This window comes from Pseudomonas sp. FGI182, from assembly GCF_000511325.1.
Lineage (GTDB): Bacteria > Pseudomonadota > Gammaproteobacteria > Pseudomonadales > Pseudomonadaceae > Aquipseudomonas > Aquipseudomonas putida_Z.
The window spans coordinates 2331160-2348703 of the sequence record NZ_CP007012.1; the positions used below are offsets into that span (position 1 = coordinate 2331160).

Genomic DNA, 17544 nt, shown 5'->3' on the forward strand with positions numbered 1-17544 from the left:
TCAGGCCCTGTGCGATCCCTGTGGGAGAGCCCCGGGAGCTACCGGGCGCGGTTGGCCGGGCGGTAGCGTTCACCTGCACCGGCCCTTTCGCGGGCTTGCCCGCTCCCACAGGTGCAGCACAGCTTTCAGGCCCTGTGCGATCCCTGTGGGAGAGCCCCGGGAGCTACCGGGCGCGGTTGGCCGGGCGGTAGCGTTCACCTGCACCGGCCCTTTCGCGGGCCTGCCCGCTCCCACAGGTGCAGCACAGCTTTCAGGCCCTGTGCGATCCCTGTGGGAGCGGGCAAGCCCGCGAAGAGGCCGGTACAGGCTACCGATCAATGATCAGGCCGGCACCATGGCAAACCCGACGCCGAAGCGGTTCCAGGCATTGATGGTGGCAATTGCCAGGGTCAGGTTGGCCACCTCGGCCGGCTCGAAGTGTTCCTGCAAGGCTTCATATTCGCCCTGCGGCGCGCCGTGTTCGGGCAGCCGGGTCAGGCTCTCCACCCAGGCCAGCGCAGCACGCTCGCGCGGGGTGAAGTAGGCGGTTTCCTGCCAGACGCACAAGGTCTGCAGGCGTGCCTCGGTCTCACCGGCCTTGCGCGCATCGTTGGCGTGCAGGTTGACGCAGTAGGCGCAGCCGTTGATCTGCGAGGCCCGCAGGCGCACCAGTTCCAGCAGGGAATTCTCCAGGCCGCTCTTGGCCAGGGCCTGCTCCAGGCCGACCATGGCTTTGTAGGCCTCGGGGGCGTGCTTGGCCCATTCGATACGGTTGTGCATGGTTGTCTCCAAAGGGTGTGGGGTGGGGATGGCGCTACTGTAGCGCCGCACGTTGGCCTCCCCGATAGCCAATCGCGCGCATCAGCGGGAGGCCAATCGGCCATTCGGGAGGCCACTGACAGGCATCCAATCTCTTCATTTCTGCCAGGCCGCCCGAGCCCGGATAATGACCAGGTCTTGCAACAGGAGAACCGATTCATGTCCGAAGAACGCTACATGCGCGAAGCGCTCGACCTGGCCCGCGCCAACATCAAGGCCGGTGGCCGGCCCTTCGGCGCCGTGCTGGTGTACCAGGGGCAGGTGCTGGCACGTGCGGTCAACGAGATCCACAGCACCCAGGACCCGACCGCCCACGCCGAGATGCAGGCCATCCGCAAGGCCAGCCACGCCCTGGGCCAGGCGCGCCTGGATGGCGCCGAAATCTACGCCAGCGGCCACCCGTGCCCGATGTGCCTGGCGGCCATGCACCTGTGCGGCATCGAGCGGGCCTGGTTTGCCTACGACAACGCCGAGGGCGAACCCTATGGCTTGTCCACCGCGGCGGTGTACGCGCAGATGGCTCGCCCGCCCCAGCAGCAGAGCCTGCCGCTGCGCGCACTGAAGCCCAGCGGCGAAGCCGGTCTGTACCTTGAATGGAAACAGGCCAACGCACAATGAGAGCGGCATTGAACCTGTTGCTGGTCATGCTGCTGGCACTGAACCTGCGGCCGATCCTGACCAGTATCGGCCCGTTGCTCGAACCCATGCGCGCCAGTACCGGCCTGGGTTACCAGCAGGCGGCCTTGCTGACGGCGTTGCCGGTGCTGTGCATGGGCCTGGTGCCCCTGCTGCAGCCCTGGTTGCGGCGCTGGATCAGCGAACATGGCGGCATGCTCGCTGGCCTGTCTGCCATCGCCCTGGCCTGCCTGTGGCGCCTGCAACTGGACAGTGCCTGGGCGCTGATTGCCAGTGCGGTGGTCGCCGGCCTGGGGGTGGCGGTAGTGCAGGGCATGATGCCGGGGCTGGTCAACCGCTGGTTCCCCGGCCGCCTGGCGGGGGCGATGGGCCTGTATTCGGCAGCGCTGATGAGCGGCGGCGGCCTGGCTGCCGTGCTCGGGCCGCACATCAGTGGCTACTTCGGCCACTGGCAGGTGGGCTTGGGCGTGTGGGCGATCCCGGCTGTGCTGGCGGTGCTGGCCTGGGCCGTGCTGCGGCCACGCCAGCAGGCGCCGAAGCTGGCCGGTGCCACCGGCGGCCACTGGTTCGGCACGCGCCGGGCCTGGTTGCTGGCGCTGTACTTCGGCTTGATCAACGGCGGCTACACCAGCATGGTGGCCTGGTTGCCGGCCTATCACATCGAGCATGGCGGCAGCGCTCAAGGCGGTGCCGACCTGGTGGGCCTGATGACCATCTTCCAGGTGGCCGGCGCACTGGGCCTGCCGCTGTTGCTGCGGCGCTGGGCAGACCGGCGCCCGGGCCTGTGGCTGGCCTTGGCGATCCAGCTGGTGGGTTTCCTCGGCCTGCTGCTGGCACCCACGCTGGCCTCGGGGCTGTGGGTGGCGATGATCGGTTTCGGCCTGGGCGCCTGCTTCAGCCAGAGCCTGACGCTGACCCTGGAGCACCTGAAGACGCCTGCCGAGGCTGGCAGCCTGGCGGCGTTCGTGCAGGGCATCGGCTTCATCATCACTGGCATCGTGCCGTACGTCACCGGCTGGTTGCGGGACATGAGCGGTGACTTCCAGGCCTCGTGGACGCTGCTGACCGTGACCGTGGTGGCAATGCTGCTGGTTACCGCCTGCTTCAACCCACGCGGTTATGCCGCGGCCATTGCCCGCCCGGTAGTGGCGGGCAAGGCCGCACCGGTCAACTGAGGCGCTGCAGGGTGTCGCGCACCCGGTCCAGCGCCGGGTCGATGTCCAGCAGCTCGATGGCGCCGAAGCCCAGCAACAGCCCCGGGCGCACTGGCGCTTCGCTGAAGAACGGCGCCAGCGAGTACAGGCCGACTTCCACCTTGCGTGCGAGGTTGGCCAGCAGCTCGACATCGACCCCAGGTTTGGCCAGGGCGCTGAGGTGGAACCCGGCGCTGGCGGGGATGGCGCTGAACCACGGTGACAGGTCGCCGCCCAGCCGTGCGAGGATGCGTTCGCGACGGGCGCTGTAGACCTCGTGGCAACGGCGGATGTGCTTGTTCAGGTGGCCTTCGCCGAGAAACCGCGCCAGTGCCCACTGCAACAGGGTCGGGCTGTGCCAGTCGCTGAGGTGCTTGGCCACGCAGGCGGCCTTCAACACGGCGGGCGGCAGTACGGCGTAGCCCAGGCGCAACTCGGGCAGCAAGGTTTTGGAAAAGGTCCCCACATAGGCCACCAGGCCATGGCGGTCGAGGCGCTGCAACGCCTCCGCGGCTGGGCCGTGGTAGCGGAACTCGCAGTCGTAGTCGTCTTCGATGATCAACGCACCCAGCTCGGCGGCCCGTGCCAGCAGGGCGTGCCGGCGTGCCTCGCTCATCGGCATGCCCAGCGGGAACTGGTGCGAGGGCGTCACATAGATCAGCCGAGTGCCGTCGGCGATCTGTTCCACGCACAGCCCTTCATCGTCCACCGGTACCGATTGCAGGCGCGCGCCCAGGGCCAGGAACAGTTGCCGCGCTGGCGGGTAGCCCGGGTCTTCCATGGCCACCTGGCAACCCGGCTCCACCAATACCCGGGCGATCAGGTCCAGTGCCTGCTGGGCGCCGTTGCACACCAGCAGGTCGGCGGCGCTGCAGTGCACGCCGCGGGCGTAGGCGACGTGATGGGCAATGGCCTCGCGCAGCTCTGGCAGGCCCTGGGCCGGGAACTGTCGCTCGGGGTGGCGCTGGCTGCGGCGCAGGGCATAGTTCAGGCAACTGCGCCACTGGTCGAACGGGAACTGCGCCTTGCTCGAGGCCCCGCCGATGAAGTCGTAACGCGAGGGAGCGTCCAGCTGACGTTGGCTCAGCACGGTGGCGCGCTGCTGCCAGCGTTCGAGGGACGCGGCAGCGGCCAGGGGAATGGCGTTCGATTCGCTGCTGCGCAGCGGCTGGCGCGGGGTGATGAAGGTGCCCCGGCCGACCACGCCGCTCAGCAGGTTGTCGTAGGTCAGCCGGGAATAGGCCTCGGCCACGGTCTTGCGCGACACGCCTAGTTGCTCTGCCAGCAGGCGGCTTGGCGGTAGTTGGGTGCCGGCGGCCAGGTGGCCGCTATCGATGCCGGCGCGCAGTTGCTGATAAAGCTGGTCGGCCAGGCCTTTGCGGCCTTCCAGGCGAATGTGCAGTTCCATGGAGCGGTCCGGAGCGGAGAAGTGCTCAGGATAGCGGATTGGCTGTGTAGGAGCGGCCTTGTGTCGCGAAAGGGCTGCGCAGCAGCCCCGGCGATATCTGCGTTGAGGCTGAATTCCCGGGGCTGCTGCGCAGCCCTTTCGCGACACAAGGCCGCTCCTACAAGAGCTAGACCGCTAGCTGATGCTCAGATCCGGGCAGTACTCACCGTGATGTAGCCCTTGTCCGCCAGCGCGATACGTATCACCGTCTCGTCCGCCGGCGCCTTGCGGTTGCGCTTGATGCGCACGCCTTCCACCGCCGCCGCTTTCATATGCTCGGTAATGGCCCGCCCGTTCTGGTCGAAGAACAACTCGCTGGCCAGCAACTCGATACGTTCGATCAGTTGGCGGGAGCGTTCATCGGTGGCGCAGAAGAACATCACCCCCGACAGGTGGGGGTCTTCGTCCGGGTTGTTCATGTCATGGGCCAGCAGTTCGCGCAGGGTGCTGCGCAATTCGGCAGTGGGGCGGGCGTACAGGTGCATGCGGAACCTCCTCTGGGTCGCGACCTTGCGTCATCCAGTGCCGATCATGTTTTCAGTGAGCAGGGGGCAACAAGTAGGACGCATCCGAGCAATGCGTAGGAGTTTTCTGAAGATGCAGAAGTGACACCCCAAGCTGGCGGGAGGACGGCGCCTGCGGCACAATTTGCCGCCCGCTACCCGCCTTGCCGAGGATTGCCATGAACAGCCATTTCCAAGCCGTCGACCTGAAAAAGGCCTATCGCCTGCTGAACCACGGCCCGACGGTGCTGGTGTCGGCCAGCCACGAAGGGGTGGACAATGTGATGGCGGCCGCCTGGGCCTGTGCGCTGGATTTCGACCCACCCAAGGTGACCGTGGTACTCGACAAGACCGCCCGCACCCGGCAGTTGGTGGAGGGCAGTGGCTGGTTCGTGATCCAGGTGCCAACCGCGGCGCAGGCGCAGCTGACCCACCAGGTGGGTACCCGCAGCCTGTTCGACCAGCCCGACAAGCTCGCCAGCATTGGTGTGCAGCTGGCGCGGGTCGAGGGGCATGCGGCGCCGTTGGTGGAGGGCTGTTCGGCCTGGTTGATGTGCCGGGTGATCGACGAGCCGCACAACCAGAACACTTACGACCTGTTCATTGGCGAGGTGGTGGCGGCCTGGGCCGATGACCGGGTGTTCCGCGCTGGCCACTGGGCCTACGAAAATGCCGACCCGCAGTGGCGCAGTTTGCACTACGTGGCGGGTGGGCATTTTTATGCGATAGGCGAGCCGGTGGTGGTCGATTCGCAAAGTTGATTACACCTGTCCCGGCCTCATCGCCGGCAAGCCAGCTCCCACAGGTATCACACCAGGCCTGAAGCCTGTGCAGTACCTGTGGGAGCTGGCTTGCCGGCGATAGGGCCGCATGGCGGCCCTGTCAGCATCAGCGCCCGACCTCCTGCTTGAAGCGCAAGCGCCAGCCATGCAGCAACGGTTCGGTATAGCCACTGGGCTGCTGCCGGCCCTTGAACACCAGCTCCCGTGCAGCGCGGAAGGCATGCGATGCCTCGAAACCGGCGGCCATCGGCCGGTACGCCGGGTCCCCGGCATTCTGCTGGTCGACCACGCCGGCCATACGTTGCAAAGTCGCTTCGACCTGCTCGGCATCGACCACCCCGTGGTGCAGCCAGTTGGCAATGTGCTGCGCCGAAATCCGCAGGGTCGCGCGGTCTTCCATCAGGCCCACATCATGGATATCCGGCACCTTGGAACAGCCGACCCCTTGCTCGACCCAGCGCACCACGTAACCGAGGATACCCTGGCAGTTGTTGTCCAGTTCGGCCTGGATGTCAGCTGCGCTCCAGGGCCGCTCGGGGCTGACCGGAACACTGAGCAGGTCATGCAGCAACTCGGCGCGCTGGGCATTCAGGTCAACCTGTTCCAGCGTTTGCTGCACGGCCGCCACATCCACCTGGTGGTAGTGCAGCGCATGCAGCGTCGCGGCTGTGGGCGAGGGCACCCAGGCGGTGTTGGCGCCGGCCCTGGGCTGGGCGACTTTCTGTTCGAGCATGGCCGCCATCAGGTCGGGCATGGCCCACATGCCCTTGCCGATCTGCGCCTTGCCGCGCAGGCCACAGGCCAGCCCCACCAGTACGTTGCTGCGCTCGTAGGCCTGGATCCAGGCACTGCCTTTCATGTCACCCTTGCGCAGCATGGCGCCGGCTTCCATGGCCGTGTGCATCTCGTCACCGGTGCGGTCGAGGAAGCCGGTGTTGATGAACACCACCCGTGACGCGGCGCTGGCGATGCAGGCCTTGAGGTTGACGCTGGTACGCCGCTCCTCGTCCATGATGCCCATCTTCAGCGTATGTGCGGGCAGGCCCAACAGGGCTTCGACGCGGCCGAACAGCTGGTTGGCAAAGGCCACCTCGGCCGGCCCGTGCATCTTCGGCTTGACGATGTACAGGCTGCCCTCGCGGGAATTGCCGCGGCGCTTGAGGTCATGCAGGCCGATCAGGCTGGTGACCACGGCATCGAGGATGCCTTCCGGGATTTCCCGGCCATCACGGTCGTGGATGGCCGGGTTGGTCATCAGGTGGCCGACGTTGCGGATGAACAGCAGCGAGCGGCCCGGCAGGGTCAGTGGCTGGCCGTCTGCGCCGTGGTAGTGGCGGTCTTCGGCCAGGGTGCGTGCGAAGGTTTTGCCGCCCTTGCTGACCTGTTCGCTGAGGTCGCCCTTCATCAGGCCCAGCCAGTTGCGGTAGACGTTGACCTTGTCGTCGGCATCCACGGCGGCTACCGAGTCTTCGCAGTCGATGATGGTGGTGAGCGCGGCCTCCAGCAGGATGTCCTTGACCCCGGCCGGGTCCTGCTGGCCGATGGCGTTGGCCGGGTCGACCTGGATTTCGAAATGCAGCTGGTGATGCTGCAACAGGATCGCTGTTGGCGTGTTCGGCTCACCTTGGTAGCCACGCAGTTGCGCGGGGTGCATGAGGCCCACCTGGCGGCCATCGGCCAGGGTTGCCTGCAGCATGCCCTGGCTGATCGCGTAGGCCTTGGCGTCGTTGTGCGACGCATCGTCGAGCGGGGCAGCGGTGTCGAGGAACTGCCGGCCATAGGCGATCACCTTGGCGCCGCGTCGCGGGTTGTAGCCTTGGCCACGTTCGGCGCCATCGGTTTCGGCGATGGCATCGGTGCCGTACAGGGCATCGTACAGCGAGCCCCAGCGGGCGTTGGCGGCGTTGAGGGCGTAGCGGGCGTTGCTCAGTGGCACCACCAGTTGCGGGCCGGCCTGCACGGCGATCTCGCGGTCGACGTTGCGGGTACTGACCTGCACGCTTGCCGGGGGCTCCACAAGGTAGCCGATGCCTTGCAGGAAGTGCTGGTAGGCGGCCATGTCACGGATCGGGCCGGGGTGCTCGCGGTGCCAGTTGTCCAGTTCTGCTTGCAGGCGCTCGCGTTCGGCGAGCAGGGCGCGGTTTTGCGGTGCGAGGTCGTGGACCAGGGTGCTGAAGCCTTGCCAGAAGGTGCGGGCTTCGATGCCGGTGCCGGGGAGGGCTTCGTCTTCGATGAAGCGCTGCAGGGTGGGGGCGATCTGGAGTGGATGGTTTGGCATTGTCTGTTCGCTCGATGTTCAGGCTTCTGGAAAGTTTTTGCTTGTGCCGGCCTCTTCGCGGGCTTGCCCGCTCCCACAGGTACTGCACAGGTCTCAGGTCTTGTGAAGGCCCTGTGGGAGCGGGCAAGCCCGCGAAGAGGCCGGCACAGGATTCAGAGGGCAGCCGCCCCGGCCTTGGCCACTTGGGCATCCTGCTCGGCCTTGACCCCGGACACGCCGATCGCCCCCACCACCTGCCCATCCACCCGCAGCGGCACGCCACCTTCCAGGCTGGTCAGCAGCGGCGCGGTAACGAAAGCGGTACGGCCACCATTGACCATCTCCTCGTAATCCCGCGTCTCCTTGCGCCCCAGCGCGGCAGTGCGGGCCTTTTCCATCGCGATGTAGGCGCTGGCCGGCGCGCAGCCGTCCAGGCGCTCCAGGGCCAGCGGGTGGCCACCGTCGTCGACCACGGCGATGGTCACGTTCCATTGTTGCGCCTGGGCTTGCTGGCGGGCGGCGGTCAGCACGAGGGCGACTTCGGCCTGGCCGATCACGGACTTGCTATGCATGGTGGTTCTCCGGGTTCAAGGCTGCTTCGACGATTTCGATCCAGTGCCGCACCGGTGTGCGCCCAGCCCCGTCGAGGTGGGCCTGGCAGCCGATGTTGGCGGTGGCGATGACTTGCGGTTTGCCGCTTTCCAGGGCGTTGAGGCGGTTGTCGCGCAGTTGTAGCGACAGCTCTGGCTGGGTCAGCGAATAGGTGCCGGCCGAGCCGCAGCACAGGTGGCCGTCAGGTACCGGGGTCAAGGTAAAGCCCAGGCGTGTCAGCAACGCCTCCACCGCCCCCCCCAGCTTCAGCGCGTGCTGCAGGGTGCATGGGCAATGGAAGGCCAGGCGCTGTTCGGCGCACAGGCCCAGTTGCTCGACCGGCTCGTCGCGCAGCACCTCCACCAGGTCGCGGGACAAGGCGCTGACCCGTGCGGCCTTGGCGGCGTAGCGCGGGTCCTTTTCCAGCAGGTGGCCGTAGTCACGCACGAACGCGCCGCAGCCGCTGGCGGTTTGCACGATGGCCTCGGCGCCGGCTTCGATGGCTGGCCACCAGGCATCGATATTGCGCCGCGCCCGTTGCAGGCCTTGTTCCTGGGCATTGAGGTGATAGTCCACCGCGCCACAGCAGCCGGCCTGCCGGATCGGCACCACGCTGATGCCCAGGCGGTCCAGCAGGCGTGCGGCGGCGGCATTGGTGTTGGGCGACAGGGCCGGTTGCACGCAGCCTTCCAGCATCAGCACCCGCCGCGCATGGCGCGGTGCGGGGCGTTGGCCGGGGGCGGTGACCCGCGCCGGCAGCTTGCGCTTGAGCGTGGCCGGCAACAGTGGGCGCAGGGCCTGGCCACTGCGGGTCAGGGCCTTGAACAGCGCCGGGCGTGGCACCACTGCGCGCAGGCCCTGGCGCAGCAGGCGCTGGCCGAGCGGGCGTGGCACCTGCTGTTCGACCACGGCGCGGCCGATGTCCAGCAGGTCGTGGTACTTCACCCCGGAAGGGCAGGTGGTTTCACAGTTGCGGCAGGTCAGGCAGCGATCCAGGTGCAACTGGGTGCTAGCGGTGATCGGCGCGCCTTCGAGCATCTGCTTGATCAGGTAGATGCGCCCGCGTGGGCCGTCCAGTTCATCGCCCAGCAGCTGGTAGGTGGGGCACGTGGCGGTGCAGAAACCACAGTGCACGCAGGAGCGCAGGATGCTTTCGGCTTCGTCGGCGCGGGCCAGTTGCCGGGCGGTTTCGCTCAGGTTGGTTTGCATGGTCTGGCCTCACAGGTCCGGGTACAGGCGGCCAGGGTTGAACACCCCCTGGGGGTCGAGTTGCTGCTTGAGCACACGGTGGTAGCGCATCAGCGCGGCGGGCAGCGGTGGGCTGCTGGCAGCGCCAGGGGCATGGCAGGTGGCGTGGCCGCCGACCTTGGCGACCTGCTCGCGGATCTCTTGCGCCGGTGCCGTGGACTTGAGCCAGCGCTGCGCGCCACCCCAGTCGATCAGCTGCTGCCCGGGCAGCTCCAGCTCGCCGGTGGCGTTGGGCACGGACAGGCGCCACAGCGGCGCAGGGCCGGCGAAGAACGCCAGGCGCTGCTCGCGCAGGTCGCTCCAGAAGCTGCTGTCCAGTGCCTCGCCGCCCAGGCGCTGGCGTGCCGACTGCACCGAGCCTTCGCCGCCTTCCAGGCGCAGGTACAGCGCGTCGCCGTCATGGCAGGCCGCGCTGATCGGCAGCGGCTGCTGGCCCCATTCAGCCAGCTCCGCCAGCGCCTGGTGGCGGCCCATCGGCAGGCGCAGGCTGAGGCACTGGCGCGGGCGTGGCAGCACTTTCAGCGACACCTCGGTCAGCAGCCCGAGGCAGCCGAAGCTGCCCGCCATCAGCCGCGACACGTCGTAGCCGGCAACGTTTTTCATCACTTCGCCACCAAAGCGCAACAGCTTGCCGTGGCCGGTGATCACCCGCGTGCCCAGCACATAGTCACGCACCGACCCGGCCCACGGCCGCCTTGGGCCTGACAGCCCGGCCGCGACCATGCCACCCAGGGTGGCGTCGGGGCCCAGGTGCGGTGGTTCGCAGGGCAGCATCTGGCCAGCTTCGTGCAATGCCGCCTCGATCTCGCGCAGCGGCGTGCCGGCGCGGGCAGTCAGCACCAGTTCGGTCGGGTCGTAGCTGACGATGCCGCGGTGGCTGCGGGTGTCCAGCACATCGCCGGTCACCGGGCAGCCGAGCATGGCCTTGCTGTTGCTGCCCTGGATACGCAGCGGCGTGGCCTGGTTCAGCGCCTGGTTGACCTGCTCCAGCAGGGCCTGGCTGATGTCGCGGTCCATGCTCATCAGAAACGCTCCAGTTCGGGGAAGGGCAATTGCCCATGGTGCACATGCATGGCGCCGAATTCGGCGCAGCGGTGCAGGGTGGGGATGTTCTTGCCGGGGTTGAGCAGGCCCTGTGGGTCGAAAGCGGCCTTGACCGCATGGAACAGGGTGATTTCGTCGCTGTTGAACTGTGCGCACATCTGGTTGATCTTCTCGCGCCCCACACCGTGCTCGCCGGTGATGCTGCCGCCCACGGCCACGCACAGTTCGAGGATCTTGCCGCCGATGGCTTCGGCACGTTCCAGCTCGCCTGGCAGGTTGGCATCGAACAGGATCAGCGGGTGCATGTTGCCGTCGCCGGCGTGGAACACGTTGGCCACGCGCAGGCCGTATTCGTCGGACAGTTCGCTGATGCCCTTGAGCACCCGTGGCAGTTCGCGGCGCGGGATGGTGCCGTCCATGCAGTAGTAGTCCGGGGAGATGCGCCCCACCGCCGGGAAGGCGTTCTTGCGCCCGGCCCAGAAGCGCACGCGCTCGGCCTCGTCGCAGGCCAGCCGCACTTCACGCGCGCCGGCCTGGGCCAGCACGGCGGCGACCCGTTCGCAGTCGTCATGCACATCGGCTTCGACGCCATCCAGCTCGCACAGCAGGATGGCCGCCGCGTCCACCGGGTAGCCGGCGTGGATGAAGTCTTCGGCGGCGCGGATCGCCAGGTTGTCCATCATCTCCAGGCCGCCGGGGATGATCCCGGCAGCGATGATCTCGGCCACTGCCCGGCCGGCGTCCTCGACGCTGTCGAAGCTGGCCAGCAGCACTCGCGCCACCTGTGGCTTGGGCAGCAGCTTGACGGTAACTTCGGTGACGATGCCGAGCATGCCTTCAGAGCCGGTGAACAGTGCCAGCAGGTCGAAACCGGGGCTGTCCAGGGCATCGCTGCCGAGGGTCAGGCGTTCGCCCTCGACCGTGAGGATTTCCACCTTGAGCAGGTTGTGCACGGTCAGGCCGTACTTCAGGCAGTGCACGCCACCGGCGTTCTCCGCGACATTGCCGCCGATGGAGCAGGCTATCTGCGAGGATGGGTCCGGCGCGTAGTACAGGCCGTGGGGCGCGGCAGCCTGGGAGATGGCCAGGTTGCGCACGCCGGGCTGCACACGGGCGAAGCGGCCTTGCGGGTTGACCTCGAGAATGCGGTTGAAACGCGCCATCACCAGCAGGATGCCTTTTGCCAGCGGCAGGGCGCCACCCGACAGGCCGGTACCGGCGCCGCGTGCCACCACCGGCACACCACGCTGGTGGCAGAGCCTGAGCAGGGCCTGCACCTGCTCCAGGCGCTCGGGCAGCACCACGAGCAGCGGCACCGTGCGATAGGCCGAGAGGCCGTCGCATTCATAGGGCTTGAGGTCTTCCTCGCGGTGCAGGATTTCGAGGTCCGGCAGGGCAGCGCGCAGCGCCTGCAGCAGCGCCGCCCGGTCCACGTCAGGCAGCGCGCCATCGACGCGTTCGTCGTACAGGATATTCATCGGCTCACTCGGCAACGGTTTTTGTTGTTGTTGGCAAAGCGCTCACCCTTGCAGCCTGCGCGTGGCCGCCGCCCGGGTCGAGCACGGGGTGAACTGGTCCTACCAGTTTTTGCGACGGGTACTGGTTATTGACGGCTTTGCCTGGCTAGATTGAGGCAGGTGGTCGAAGTGGTCCTACCAGCAGGAGGGTACGCAGTGGGTACTGAAGTCAAGGCCAAGGTCGCCGACCAGGTGGCCGAACGGGTCGAGCGGCTGATCGTCGAAGGCGTGCTCAAGGTGGGCCAGGCCCTGCCGTCGGAGCGGCGCCTGGTGGACAAGCTGGGCTGCTCGCGCTCGGCGCTGCGTGAAGGCCTGCGCATCCTGCGCGGGCGCGGCATCATCGACACCGAGCAGGGGCGGGGCTCGTTCGTTGCCGACCTGACCGGCCATGCGGGCGCCACGCCGTTGATGCACCTGTTCGGCTCGCAGCCGCGTACGCTGTTCGACCTGCTGGAAGTGCGGGCGTTGCTGGAAGCCGAATCGGCGCGCCTGGCGGCACTGCGCGCCACCGAGGTCGACCGTTTGCTGATCCGCCGGCGCTATGAAGAGATGCTGGCTGCGCACGAAGCCCCCGAAGCGATCGATGCCCGTGAACATGCCCGCCGCGACCATGCCTTTCACCGGGCGATCAGCGAGGCGTCGCACAACCCGGTGCTGGTGCATACCTTGCAATCGCTCAGTGACCTGACCTTGAGCACGGTGTTCGCCTCGGTCAACAACCTGTATTGCCGACCGGCGCAGAAGCGCCAGATCGATCGCCAGCATGCGCGGTTGTATCACGCGGTGATGGAGCAGCTGCCCGAGCAGGCGCAGCGCGCGGCGCGCGAACATATCAACGGGATCCGCGACAGTTTGCGGGAGATCGAGCAGGAGGAGCAGCGGCTGGTAAGGGCTACCATGCGCATGGATGGCTGGGGGTGAATGTATGCCTGTGCCGGCCCTTTCGCGGGCTTGCCCGCTCCCACAGGGGCTGCACCGGGTCTGATGCCTGTGCAGTACTTGTGGGAGCGGGCAAGCCCGCGAAGAGGCCGATGCAGGATTACCTCAATCAATGATCGGCTATGCGGTCATCCTGCGAGAGGAGGGCCCGGGCCAGCTCTTCATCATTGGCCTGCAAGCCAGGGTTGTCCTTGCGGGCTTGTTCCAGCGCCGACTCCACATAGGCGCCACGGATTGCACCACCGCTGGCGACGTAGGCCGAAAGCTCGTCACGCGCCGGGATGATCCGTTTGTCGTCCTTGAAGGTCGAGTAAAGCGAGGCGGAAACACCGGCCGAGGTTGCGACGTCGCCTGCGTCGACGTCAGCCAGGGCAGCACCGGCAGGCAGCAGGAGCAGCAGCGCAGGGGCGAGGAGTAGGTGGCGCATGGTGTGATCTCCAGTAGCATGAAGCCCAAGTAATTGAACCACTCAGTGTTTAAGAAAGCGCAGGTGGGGTGGTAGTTCCCTTGTTCGTTCTGGAGATCGCGGTCCCTTGTAGGAGCGGCCTTGTGTCGCGATGGGCCGCAAAGCGGCCCCCAGGGCCCGCTCAGGCCAACTGGTAAGTAGTCTTCACCCGGGTAAAGAACTGCCGCGCATGCGTGCCTTGCTCCCGCGAGCCCAGGCTCGATGCCCCATTCCCACCAAACGGCACGTGGTAATCCACCCCGGCCGTAGGCAGGTTGACCATCACCATCCCCGCCGAACTGTGGCGCTTGAAATGCTCGGCATGGCGCAGCGAGGTGGTGACGATCCCGGCAGACAGGCCAAAGGCGGTGTCCTCGGCGGCGGTGAAGGCTTCCTCGTAATCACGCACCTTGAGCACGCTCAGCACCGGCCCGAAAATCTCCTCGCGGTAGATGCGCATGCCCGCGGTCACTTCGGTGAACAGCGCCGGGGTGAAGAAATACGCCCCCGCCGGGCTGTCGATGCGTTCGCCACCGCACTCCAGCTTCGCGCCCTGTTCAAGGCCGGCGGCCACGTACGACAGGTTCTGCTCCAGTTGCCGGCTGTCGACCACCGGGCCGATGTCGGTGCCGGCTTGCAGCGCATCGCCCACCTGCAGCGCGCGGGTACGCTCGGCCAGGCGCGCGACGAAGGCGTCATGAATGCCGGCGGTCACGATTACCCGCGAGCTGGCCGTGCAGCGCTGGCCGGTACTGTAGAACGAGCCGTTCAGCGCCACCTCCACCGCCTGCTCCAGGTCGGCGTCATCCAGCACGATCAGCGGGTTCTTGCCGCCCATCTCCAGTTGCACCTTCTTCATGCCTTCGGCCGCCAGCCGGGCGATCTGCCGGCCGGTGTGCTCGGAGCCGGTGAAGCTGATGCCATCGACCAGTGGCGAGCGGATGATCGTGTCGCCCACGCTGCGCCCCGGGCCGATCAGCATGTTGAACACGCCCGCCGGCAACCCGGCGCGGGAAATGATTTCGGCCAGGGCCCAGGCCGAGGACGGCACCAGTTCGGCCGGCTTGAACACCACGCAGTTGCCAAAGCACAGCGCCGGGGCGATCTTCCACGCCGGGATGGCGATGGGGAAGTTCCACGGCGCGATGATGCCGACCACGCCCAGCGGTTGGCTGAACACATCGATGGCCACGTCCTGGCGCACCGACTGGTACTTCTCGCCTTCGGCGCGTAGGGCTTCCTGGGCGTAGAACTTGAACGAGCGCCCGGCCCGGTCCACTTCGCCCAGGGCTTCGCGCACCACCTTGCCTTCTTCGCGGGCCAGCAGCGTGGCCAGCTCCTCGCGGCGGGCGAGGATTTCCGTGCCGATGAAGTCCAGCGCGTCAGCGCGCTGCTGCGGGTTGCTGCGCGCCCAGGCTGGCTGCGCCCGGCGGGCAGCGGCGATGGCCTGTTCGGTCAGCACCTGGCCGGCGCGTTCGAAGCGTTCGACCACTTCACCCGGGTGGGACGGGTTGCGGTTCTCCAGGATGTCGGCGCTGCTGCCCAGGGGGATGAAGGCGCCATCGACGTAGCTACTCTTGGTCACGAGGGTCATGCGGTGCGAATCCTTTTTTCAGAAACCTGGCGGGCAACAAAGTCGCTGATGTTGTCCACGGCGCTGTCCATCAACTGTTGCATGGCGTCTTCGCTGCTCCAGGCGATGTGCGGGTTGAGCAGGAAGTCATCGCGGTCGATCAGCTGGAACAACGGGTTGCTCGGGTGCAGCGGCTCTACCTCGACCACATCCAGTGCCACGCCGCCCAGGCGACCTTGCTGCAGTGCCTGGATCAGCGCCGCTTCGTTGACCACACCACCACGGCCAGTGTTGATCACCAAGGCATCGGGCTTCATCAACGCCAGTTGCCCGGCGTCGATCAGGTTGTAGGTTTCGGGCGTGAGCGGGCAGTTGATCGACAGCACATCGCAGCTTTTCAGCAGTTCGGCCAGCGGCCGGCAGTCGGGGCCCTTGCGCTTGCCGCCACGGTCCTCGAACAGCACCTGCATGCCGAACGCCCGCGCCAGGTGCGCCAGGCGCAGGGCGATCGGGCCGCTGCCGATGATCGCCAGCTGCTTGTCGCGCACATCGCGGATGCGGTGGTTGAAGTAGATGTTCTGGTGCGGCTTGTCGCCGGCATGCACCTGGCGCATCAGGCGGGTGAACGCGGCCGGGCGGCGGAACAGTTCGAGGATCATCGCCAGGCTGTGTTCGGCCACCGTGTTGGCGGCATAGCCCGGCACGCTCGACACCTCGATGCCGTGGGCCTCGCAGTAGGCGACATCGACGATGTCGCGGCCGGTGAGGGCCAGCGAGATCATCTTCAGCCTGGGCAGCTGGCGCAGGTGCTCTTCACGCAGCGGCACGCTGCAGGTCAGCGCCACGGTGGCGTCCTGCAGGTGCTCCAGCACCTGGTCGGGGTGGGTGTAGGCAAACTGCTGCCAGCTGTGCTCGCAGTCAGGGCGCTTGAGGCGGGTGGAAGGCGCCAGGCCTTCGTCGTCGAGGAAGACGATATGTTCGCTCACGGTATTGTCCTTATTTTTTCTGCGCGGGCACGTAGCCGGCGGGCGCCATGCCGACCAGCTGGCGGGTGATGAAGCCGGCGTCCTGGTCGTGGTCTTCCAGCGACTCCTTGCGCACCAGCGCATCGCGCACCAGGTGTGCGCCAAAGAAGCGGAACGGCTCTGGCGGCAGCAGTTTCATCTTCTGGTTGACCAGGCCACAGTTGGCCCATTCGTCGTTGGCATGGGTGGCCAGCGACTTGATGATGCGGCTGGCGAACACCGTGGTGGCCACACCGTTGCCGGAAAAACCGATGCCGTAGCTGACAGTCTGGTGATGGTCGAGGTAGCCGAAGTTCGGCAAGCCTTTCATGGCCCGGTCGATCGGCCCGGTCCAGCTGCTGACCACTGGCACGTCCTGCAGTTGCGGGTACAGGCGGCGCAGTTCGGCGGCAACCTTGTCGGCGGCCGGCGACGGCTTTTCATACAGGTTGCCGATGCGCCCGGCATAGGCGAACTGGCCCAGCGGTTTGCCGAACACCACGCGCCCGTCCGGGGTGTTGCGCCAGTAGTTGAGCACGGTGCGCGAGTCGGTCATGCATTCGCCGCCGCTGAAGCCGATGGCGTCGAGCTTGGCCTTGACCGGCGCGGTGGCGACCATGTCGCTGGACATGATCGCAATCATCCGGCGCAGCTCGGGGAACTGCGCGCCCCAGGCGTTGAGTGCCAGTACCACGTGGTTGGCCTTCACATGGCCTTTGGCGGTGTGTACCACCGGGCTCTTGCCGCGTTCCAGGTGGGTGAACGGCGACTTCTCGAAAATCTGCACGCCCAGCTTCAGCGCCACGCGGCGCAGGCCGCGGGCCAGCATGGCCGGCTGCACGGTGGCGGCGTTGGGGTCGTAGATGCCACCCAGCACCAGCGGCGAGCCGACCCGGCCACGGATGGTCTGGCGGTCCAGCTCCTGGAACGGGTTGACGTCGAGCTTCTGCAGGCCGTCGGTGAGCACGCGCCAGGAGTTCATCTGCCGCTGGTTGGTCGCGGTCCACAGCCAGCCGTCCTTGCGGTACTGGGCGTCGATACCGTGTTCCTGGCAGAAGCTGCCGATCTCGTCGATGGCCGACTCGGCGGCCTGGCAGATGCGCCGTGCCTCGACGTCGCCGCAGATGGTGCGCACCGACAGGTACTTGCCCCACCAGTTGGTCGCCACGCCCCCGTTGCGCCCGCTGGCACCGGAGCCGCAGCGGTCGCGCTCGACGATGACGATGGTTTTTTCCGGGTGGGCCGTTTTCAGGCGGATGGCCGACCACAGGCCAAGGAAGCCACCGCCGACGATGCACACGTCGGCTTGAATCGAGTCCTGCAGGGCAGGGGCGAGGTCGCTGTCCAGGTCAAGCGCCTGGGCATACCAGAATCCACGGTACATGAGGGGTGCCTCTGAGCATGTTTGTCTTGTGGGCACATGATGCTCAGCCGGGCCGGCGGGCCGATATTACAGTCATGACAATTGATAGAACGGTGCCGCCTTTTGTCACGGATTTCCTATTTGTGGGGATGCATATGATATGACGGACGCAGGGCGCACTTTAGAATGGCGCTATTGCGAATG

General features: G+C 66.9%; 16 protein-coding genes. 4 read left to right on the plus strand and 12 right to left on the minus strand.

Annotation, left to right across the window (positions count from 1 at the left end; all coding sequences use genetic code 11):
* Positions 1 to 321: 321 nt before the first annotated feature.
* The gene (locus C163_RS10395; protein WP_025338700.1) at positions 322 to 759 is read right to left on the minus strand and encodes a carboxymuconolactone decarboxylase family protein; all 438 of its coding nucleotides are present in this window, start codon (positions 757 to 759) and stop codon (positions 322 to 324) included.
* A gap of 198 nt (positions 760 to 957) precedes the next feature.
* Between C163_RS10395 and C163_RS10400 the strand changes: the two genes are divergently transcribed.
* Both C163_RS10400 and C163_RS10405 read left to right on the plus strand, forming a co-directional pair.
* A complete protein-coding gene (locus C163_RS10400) occupies positions 958 to 1416 on the plus strand; it encodes a nucleoside deaminase (protein WP_025338701.1) in 459 nt (152 codons plus the stop codon).
* On the plus strand, positions 1413 to 2609 hold the full coding sequence (locus tag C163_RS10405; RefSeq protein WP_025338702.1) for a CynX/NimT family MFS transporter: 1197 nt from the start codon (positions 1413 to 1415) through the stop codon (positions 2607 to 2609). The genes C163_RS10400 and C163_RS10405 overlap by 4 nt, the downstream gene beginning before the upstream one ends.
* On the opposite strand, the gene C163_RS10410 is transcribed toward C163_RS10405, so the two are convergent.
* Positions 2602 to 4035, minus strand: a complete 1434-nt coding sequence (locus tag C163_RS10410) for a PLP-dependent aminotransferase family protein (protein ID WP_025338703.1) — start codon at positions 4033 to 4035, stop codon at positions 2602 to 2604. The genes C163_RS10405 and C163_RS10410 overlap by 8 nt on opposite strands.
* 185 nt (positions 4036 to 4220) lie before the next feature.
* Positions 4221 to 4559 carry a hypothetical protein gene (locus tag C163_RS10415; RefSeq protein WP_025338704.1) on the minus strand — a complete coding sequence of 113 codons (339 nt, stop codon included), beginning with the start codon at positions 4557 to 4559 and terminating at the stop codon, positions 4221 to 4223.
* A gap of 197 nt (positions 4560 to 4756) precedes the next feature.
* On the opposite strand from C163_RS10415, the gene C163_RS10420 reads away from it, so the two are divergent.
* Positions 4757 to 5338, plus strand: coding sequence for a flavin reductase family protein (locus C163_RS10420; protein ID WP_025338705.1), 582 nt, complete (start codon positions 4757 to 4759; stop codon positions 5336 to 5338).
* Between the two features lie 127 nt (positions 5339 to 5465).
* On the opposite strand, the gene C163_RS10425 is transcribed toward C163_RS10420, so the two are convergent.
* From C163_RS10425 to glcD, 5 genes are all read right to left on the minus strand, one after another.
* Complete coding sequence (locus C163_RS10425; protein ID WP_025338706.1) at positions 5466 to 7637, minus strand: malate synthase G; 2172 nt, start codon at positions 7635 to 7637, stop codon at positions 5466 to 5468.
* A 152-nt stretch (positions 7638 to 7789) separates the two neighbouring features.
* Entirely contained in the window at positions 7790 to 8188 is a 399-nt protein-coding gene (locus C163_RS10430; RefSeq protein WP_025338707.1) for a heme-binding protein, read from the minus strand.
* Positions 8181 to 9416 carry a glycolate oxidase subunit GlcF gene (gene glcF, locus C163_RS10435; RefSeq protein ID WP_025338708.1) on the minus strand — a complete coding sequence of 412 codons (1236 nt, stop codon included), beginning with the start codon at positions 9414 to 9416 and terminating at the stop codon, positions 8181 to 8183. The genes C163_RS10430 and glcF overlap by 8 nt, the downstream gene beginning before the upstream one ends.
* 9 nt (positions 9417 to 9425) lie before the next feature.
* Positions 9426 to 10478, minus strand: a complete 1053-nt coding sequence (glcE, locus tag C163_RS10440) for a glycolate oxidase subunit GlcE (RefSeq protein ID WP_025338709.1) — start codon at positions 10476 to 10478, stop codon at positions 9426 to 9428.
* Positions 10478 to 11977, minus strand: a complete 1500-nt coding sequence (glcD, locus tag C163_RS10445; protein ID WP_025338710.1) for a glycolate oxidase subunit GlcD — start codon at positions 11975 to 11977, stop codon at positions 10478 to 10480. Before glcD ends, glcE begins: the two co-directional genes overlap by 1 nt.
* A gap of 195 nt (positions 11978 to 12172) precedes the next feature.
* Between glcD and glcC the strand changes: the two genes are divergently transcribed.
* A complete protein-coding gene (gene glcC, locus C163_RS10450; RefSeq protein WP_025338711.1) occupies positions 12173 to 12937 on the plus strand; it encodes a transcriptional regulator GlcC in 765 nt (254 codons plus the stop codon).
* A 127-nt stretch (positions 12938 to 13064) separates the two neighbouring features.
* Here glcC and C163_RS10455 read toward each other — a convergent pair whose 3' ends face one another.
* The 4 genes from C163_RS10455 to C163_RS10470 form a co-directional block, all read right to left on the minus strand.
* On the minus strand, positions 13065 to 13382 hold the full coding sequence (locus C163_RS10455; protein WP_003260922.1) for a DUF2388 domain-containing protein: 318 nt from the start codon (positions 13380 to 13382) through the stop codon (positions 13065 to 13067).
* A 160-nt stretch (positions 13383 to 13542) separates the two neighbouring features.
* Positions 13543 to 14994, minus strand: a complete 1452-nt coding sequence (locus C163_RS10460) for an aldehyde dehydrogenase family protein (RefSeq protein ID WP_025338712.1) — start codon at positions 14992 to 14994, stop codon at positions 13543 to 13545.
* Complete coding sequence (locus C163_RS10465; RefSeq protein ID WP_025338713.1) at positions 14991 to 15959, minus strand: NAD(P)-dependent oxidoreductase; 969 nt, start codon at positions 15957 to 15959, stop codon at positions 14991 to 14993. Before C163_RS10465 ends, C163_RS10460 begins: the two co-directional genes overlap by 4 nt.
* A 10-nt stretch (positions 15960 to 15969) precedes the next feature.
* On the minus strand, positions 15970 to 17361 hold the full coding sequence (locus C163_RS10470; protein ID WP_025338714.1) for an FAD-binding oxidoreductase: 1392 nt from the start codon (positions 17359 to 17361) through the stop codon (positions 15970 to 15972).
* Between the last annotated feature and the right edge of the window lie 183 nt (positions 17362 to 17544).

What these genes read in the sequence shown, in the direction of transcription:
- glcE (WP_025338709.1), bottom strand. Translation starts at nt 10,478, where the DNA reads ATGAGCATGGACCGCGACATCAGCCAGGCCCTGCTGGAGCAGGTCAAC.
- C163_RS10415 (WP_025338704.1), bottom strand. Translation starts at nt 4,559, where the DNA reads ATGCACCTGTACGCCCGCCCCACTGCCGAATTGCGCAGCACCCTGCGC.
- C163_RS10470 (WP_025338714.1), bottom strand. Translation starts at nt 17,361, where the DNA reads ATGTACCGTGGATTCTGGTATGCCCAGGCGCTTGACCTGGACAGCGAC.
- C163_RS10420 (WP_025338705.1), top strand. Translation starts at nt 4,757, where the DNA reads ATGAACAGCCATTTCCAAGCCGTCGACCTGAAAAAGGCCTATCGCCTG.
- glcD (WP_025338710.1), bottom strand. Translation starts at nt 11,977, where the DNA reads ATGAATATCCTGTACGACGAACGCGTCGATGGCGCGCTGCCTGACGTG.
- C163_RS10410 (WP_025338703.1), bottom strand. Translation starts at nt 4,035, where the DNA reads ATGGAACTGCACATTCGCCTGGAAGGCCGCAAAGGCCTGGCCGACCAG.
- C163_RS10430 (WP_025338707.1), bottom strand. Translation starts at nt 8,188, where the DNA reads ATGCATAGCAAGTCCGTGATCGGCCAGGCCGAAGTCGCCCTCGTGCTG.
- C163_RS10395 (WP_025338700.1), bottom strand. Translation starts at nt 759, where the DNA reads ATGCACAACCGTATCGAATGGGCCAAGCACGCCCCCGAGGCCTACAAA.
- C163_RS10455 (WP_003260922.1), bottom strand. Translation starts at nt 13,382, where the DNA reads ATGCGCCACCTACTCCTCGCCCCTGCGCTGCTGCTCCTGCTGCCTGCC.
- C163_RS10400 (WP_025338701.1), top strand. Translation starts at nt 958, where the DNA reads ATGTCCGAAGAACGCTACATGCGCGAAGCGCTCGACCTGGCCCGCGCC.
- C163_RS10405 (WP_025338702.1), top strand. Translation starts at nt 1,413, where the DNA reads ATGAGAGCGGCATTGAACCTGTTGCTGGTCATGCTGCTGGCACTGAAC.
- glcF (WP_025338708.1), bottom strand. Translation starts at nt 9,416, where the DNA reads ATGCAAACCAACCTGAGCGAAACCGCCCGGCAACTGGCCCGCGCCGAC.
- C163_RS10425 (WP_025338706.1), bottom strand. Translation starts at nt 7,637, where the DNA reads ATGCCAAACCATCCACTCCAGATCGCCCCCACCCTGCAGCGCTTCATC.
- C163_RS10460 (WP_025338712.1), bottom strand. Translation starts at nt 14,994, where the DNA reads ATGACCCTCGTGACCAAGAGTAGCTACGTCGATGGCGCCTTCATCCCC.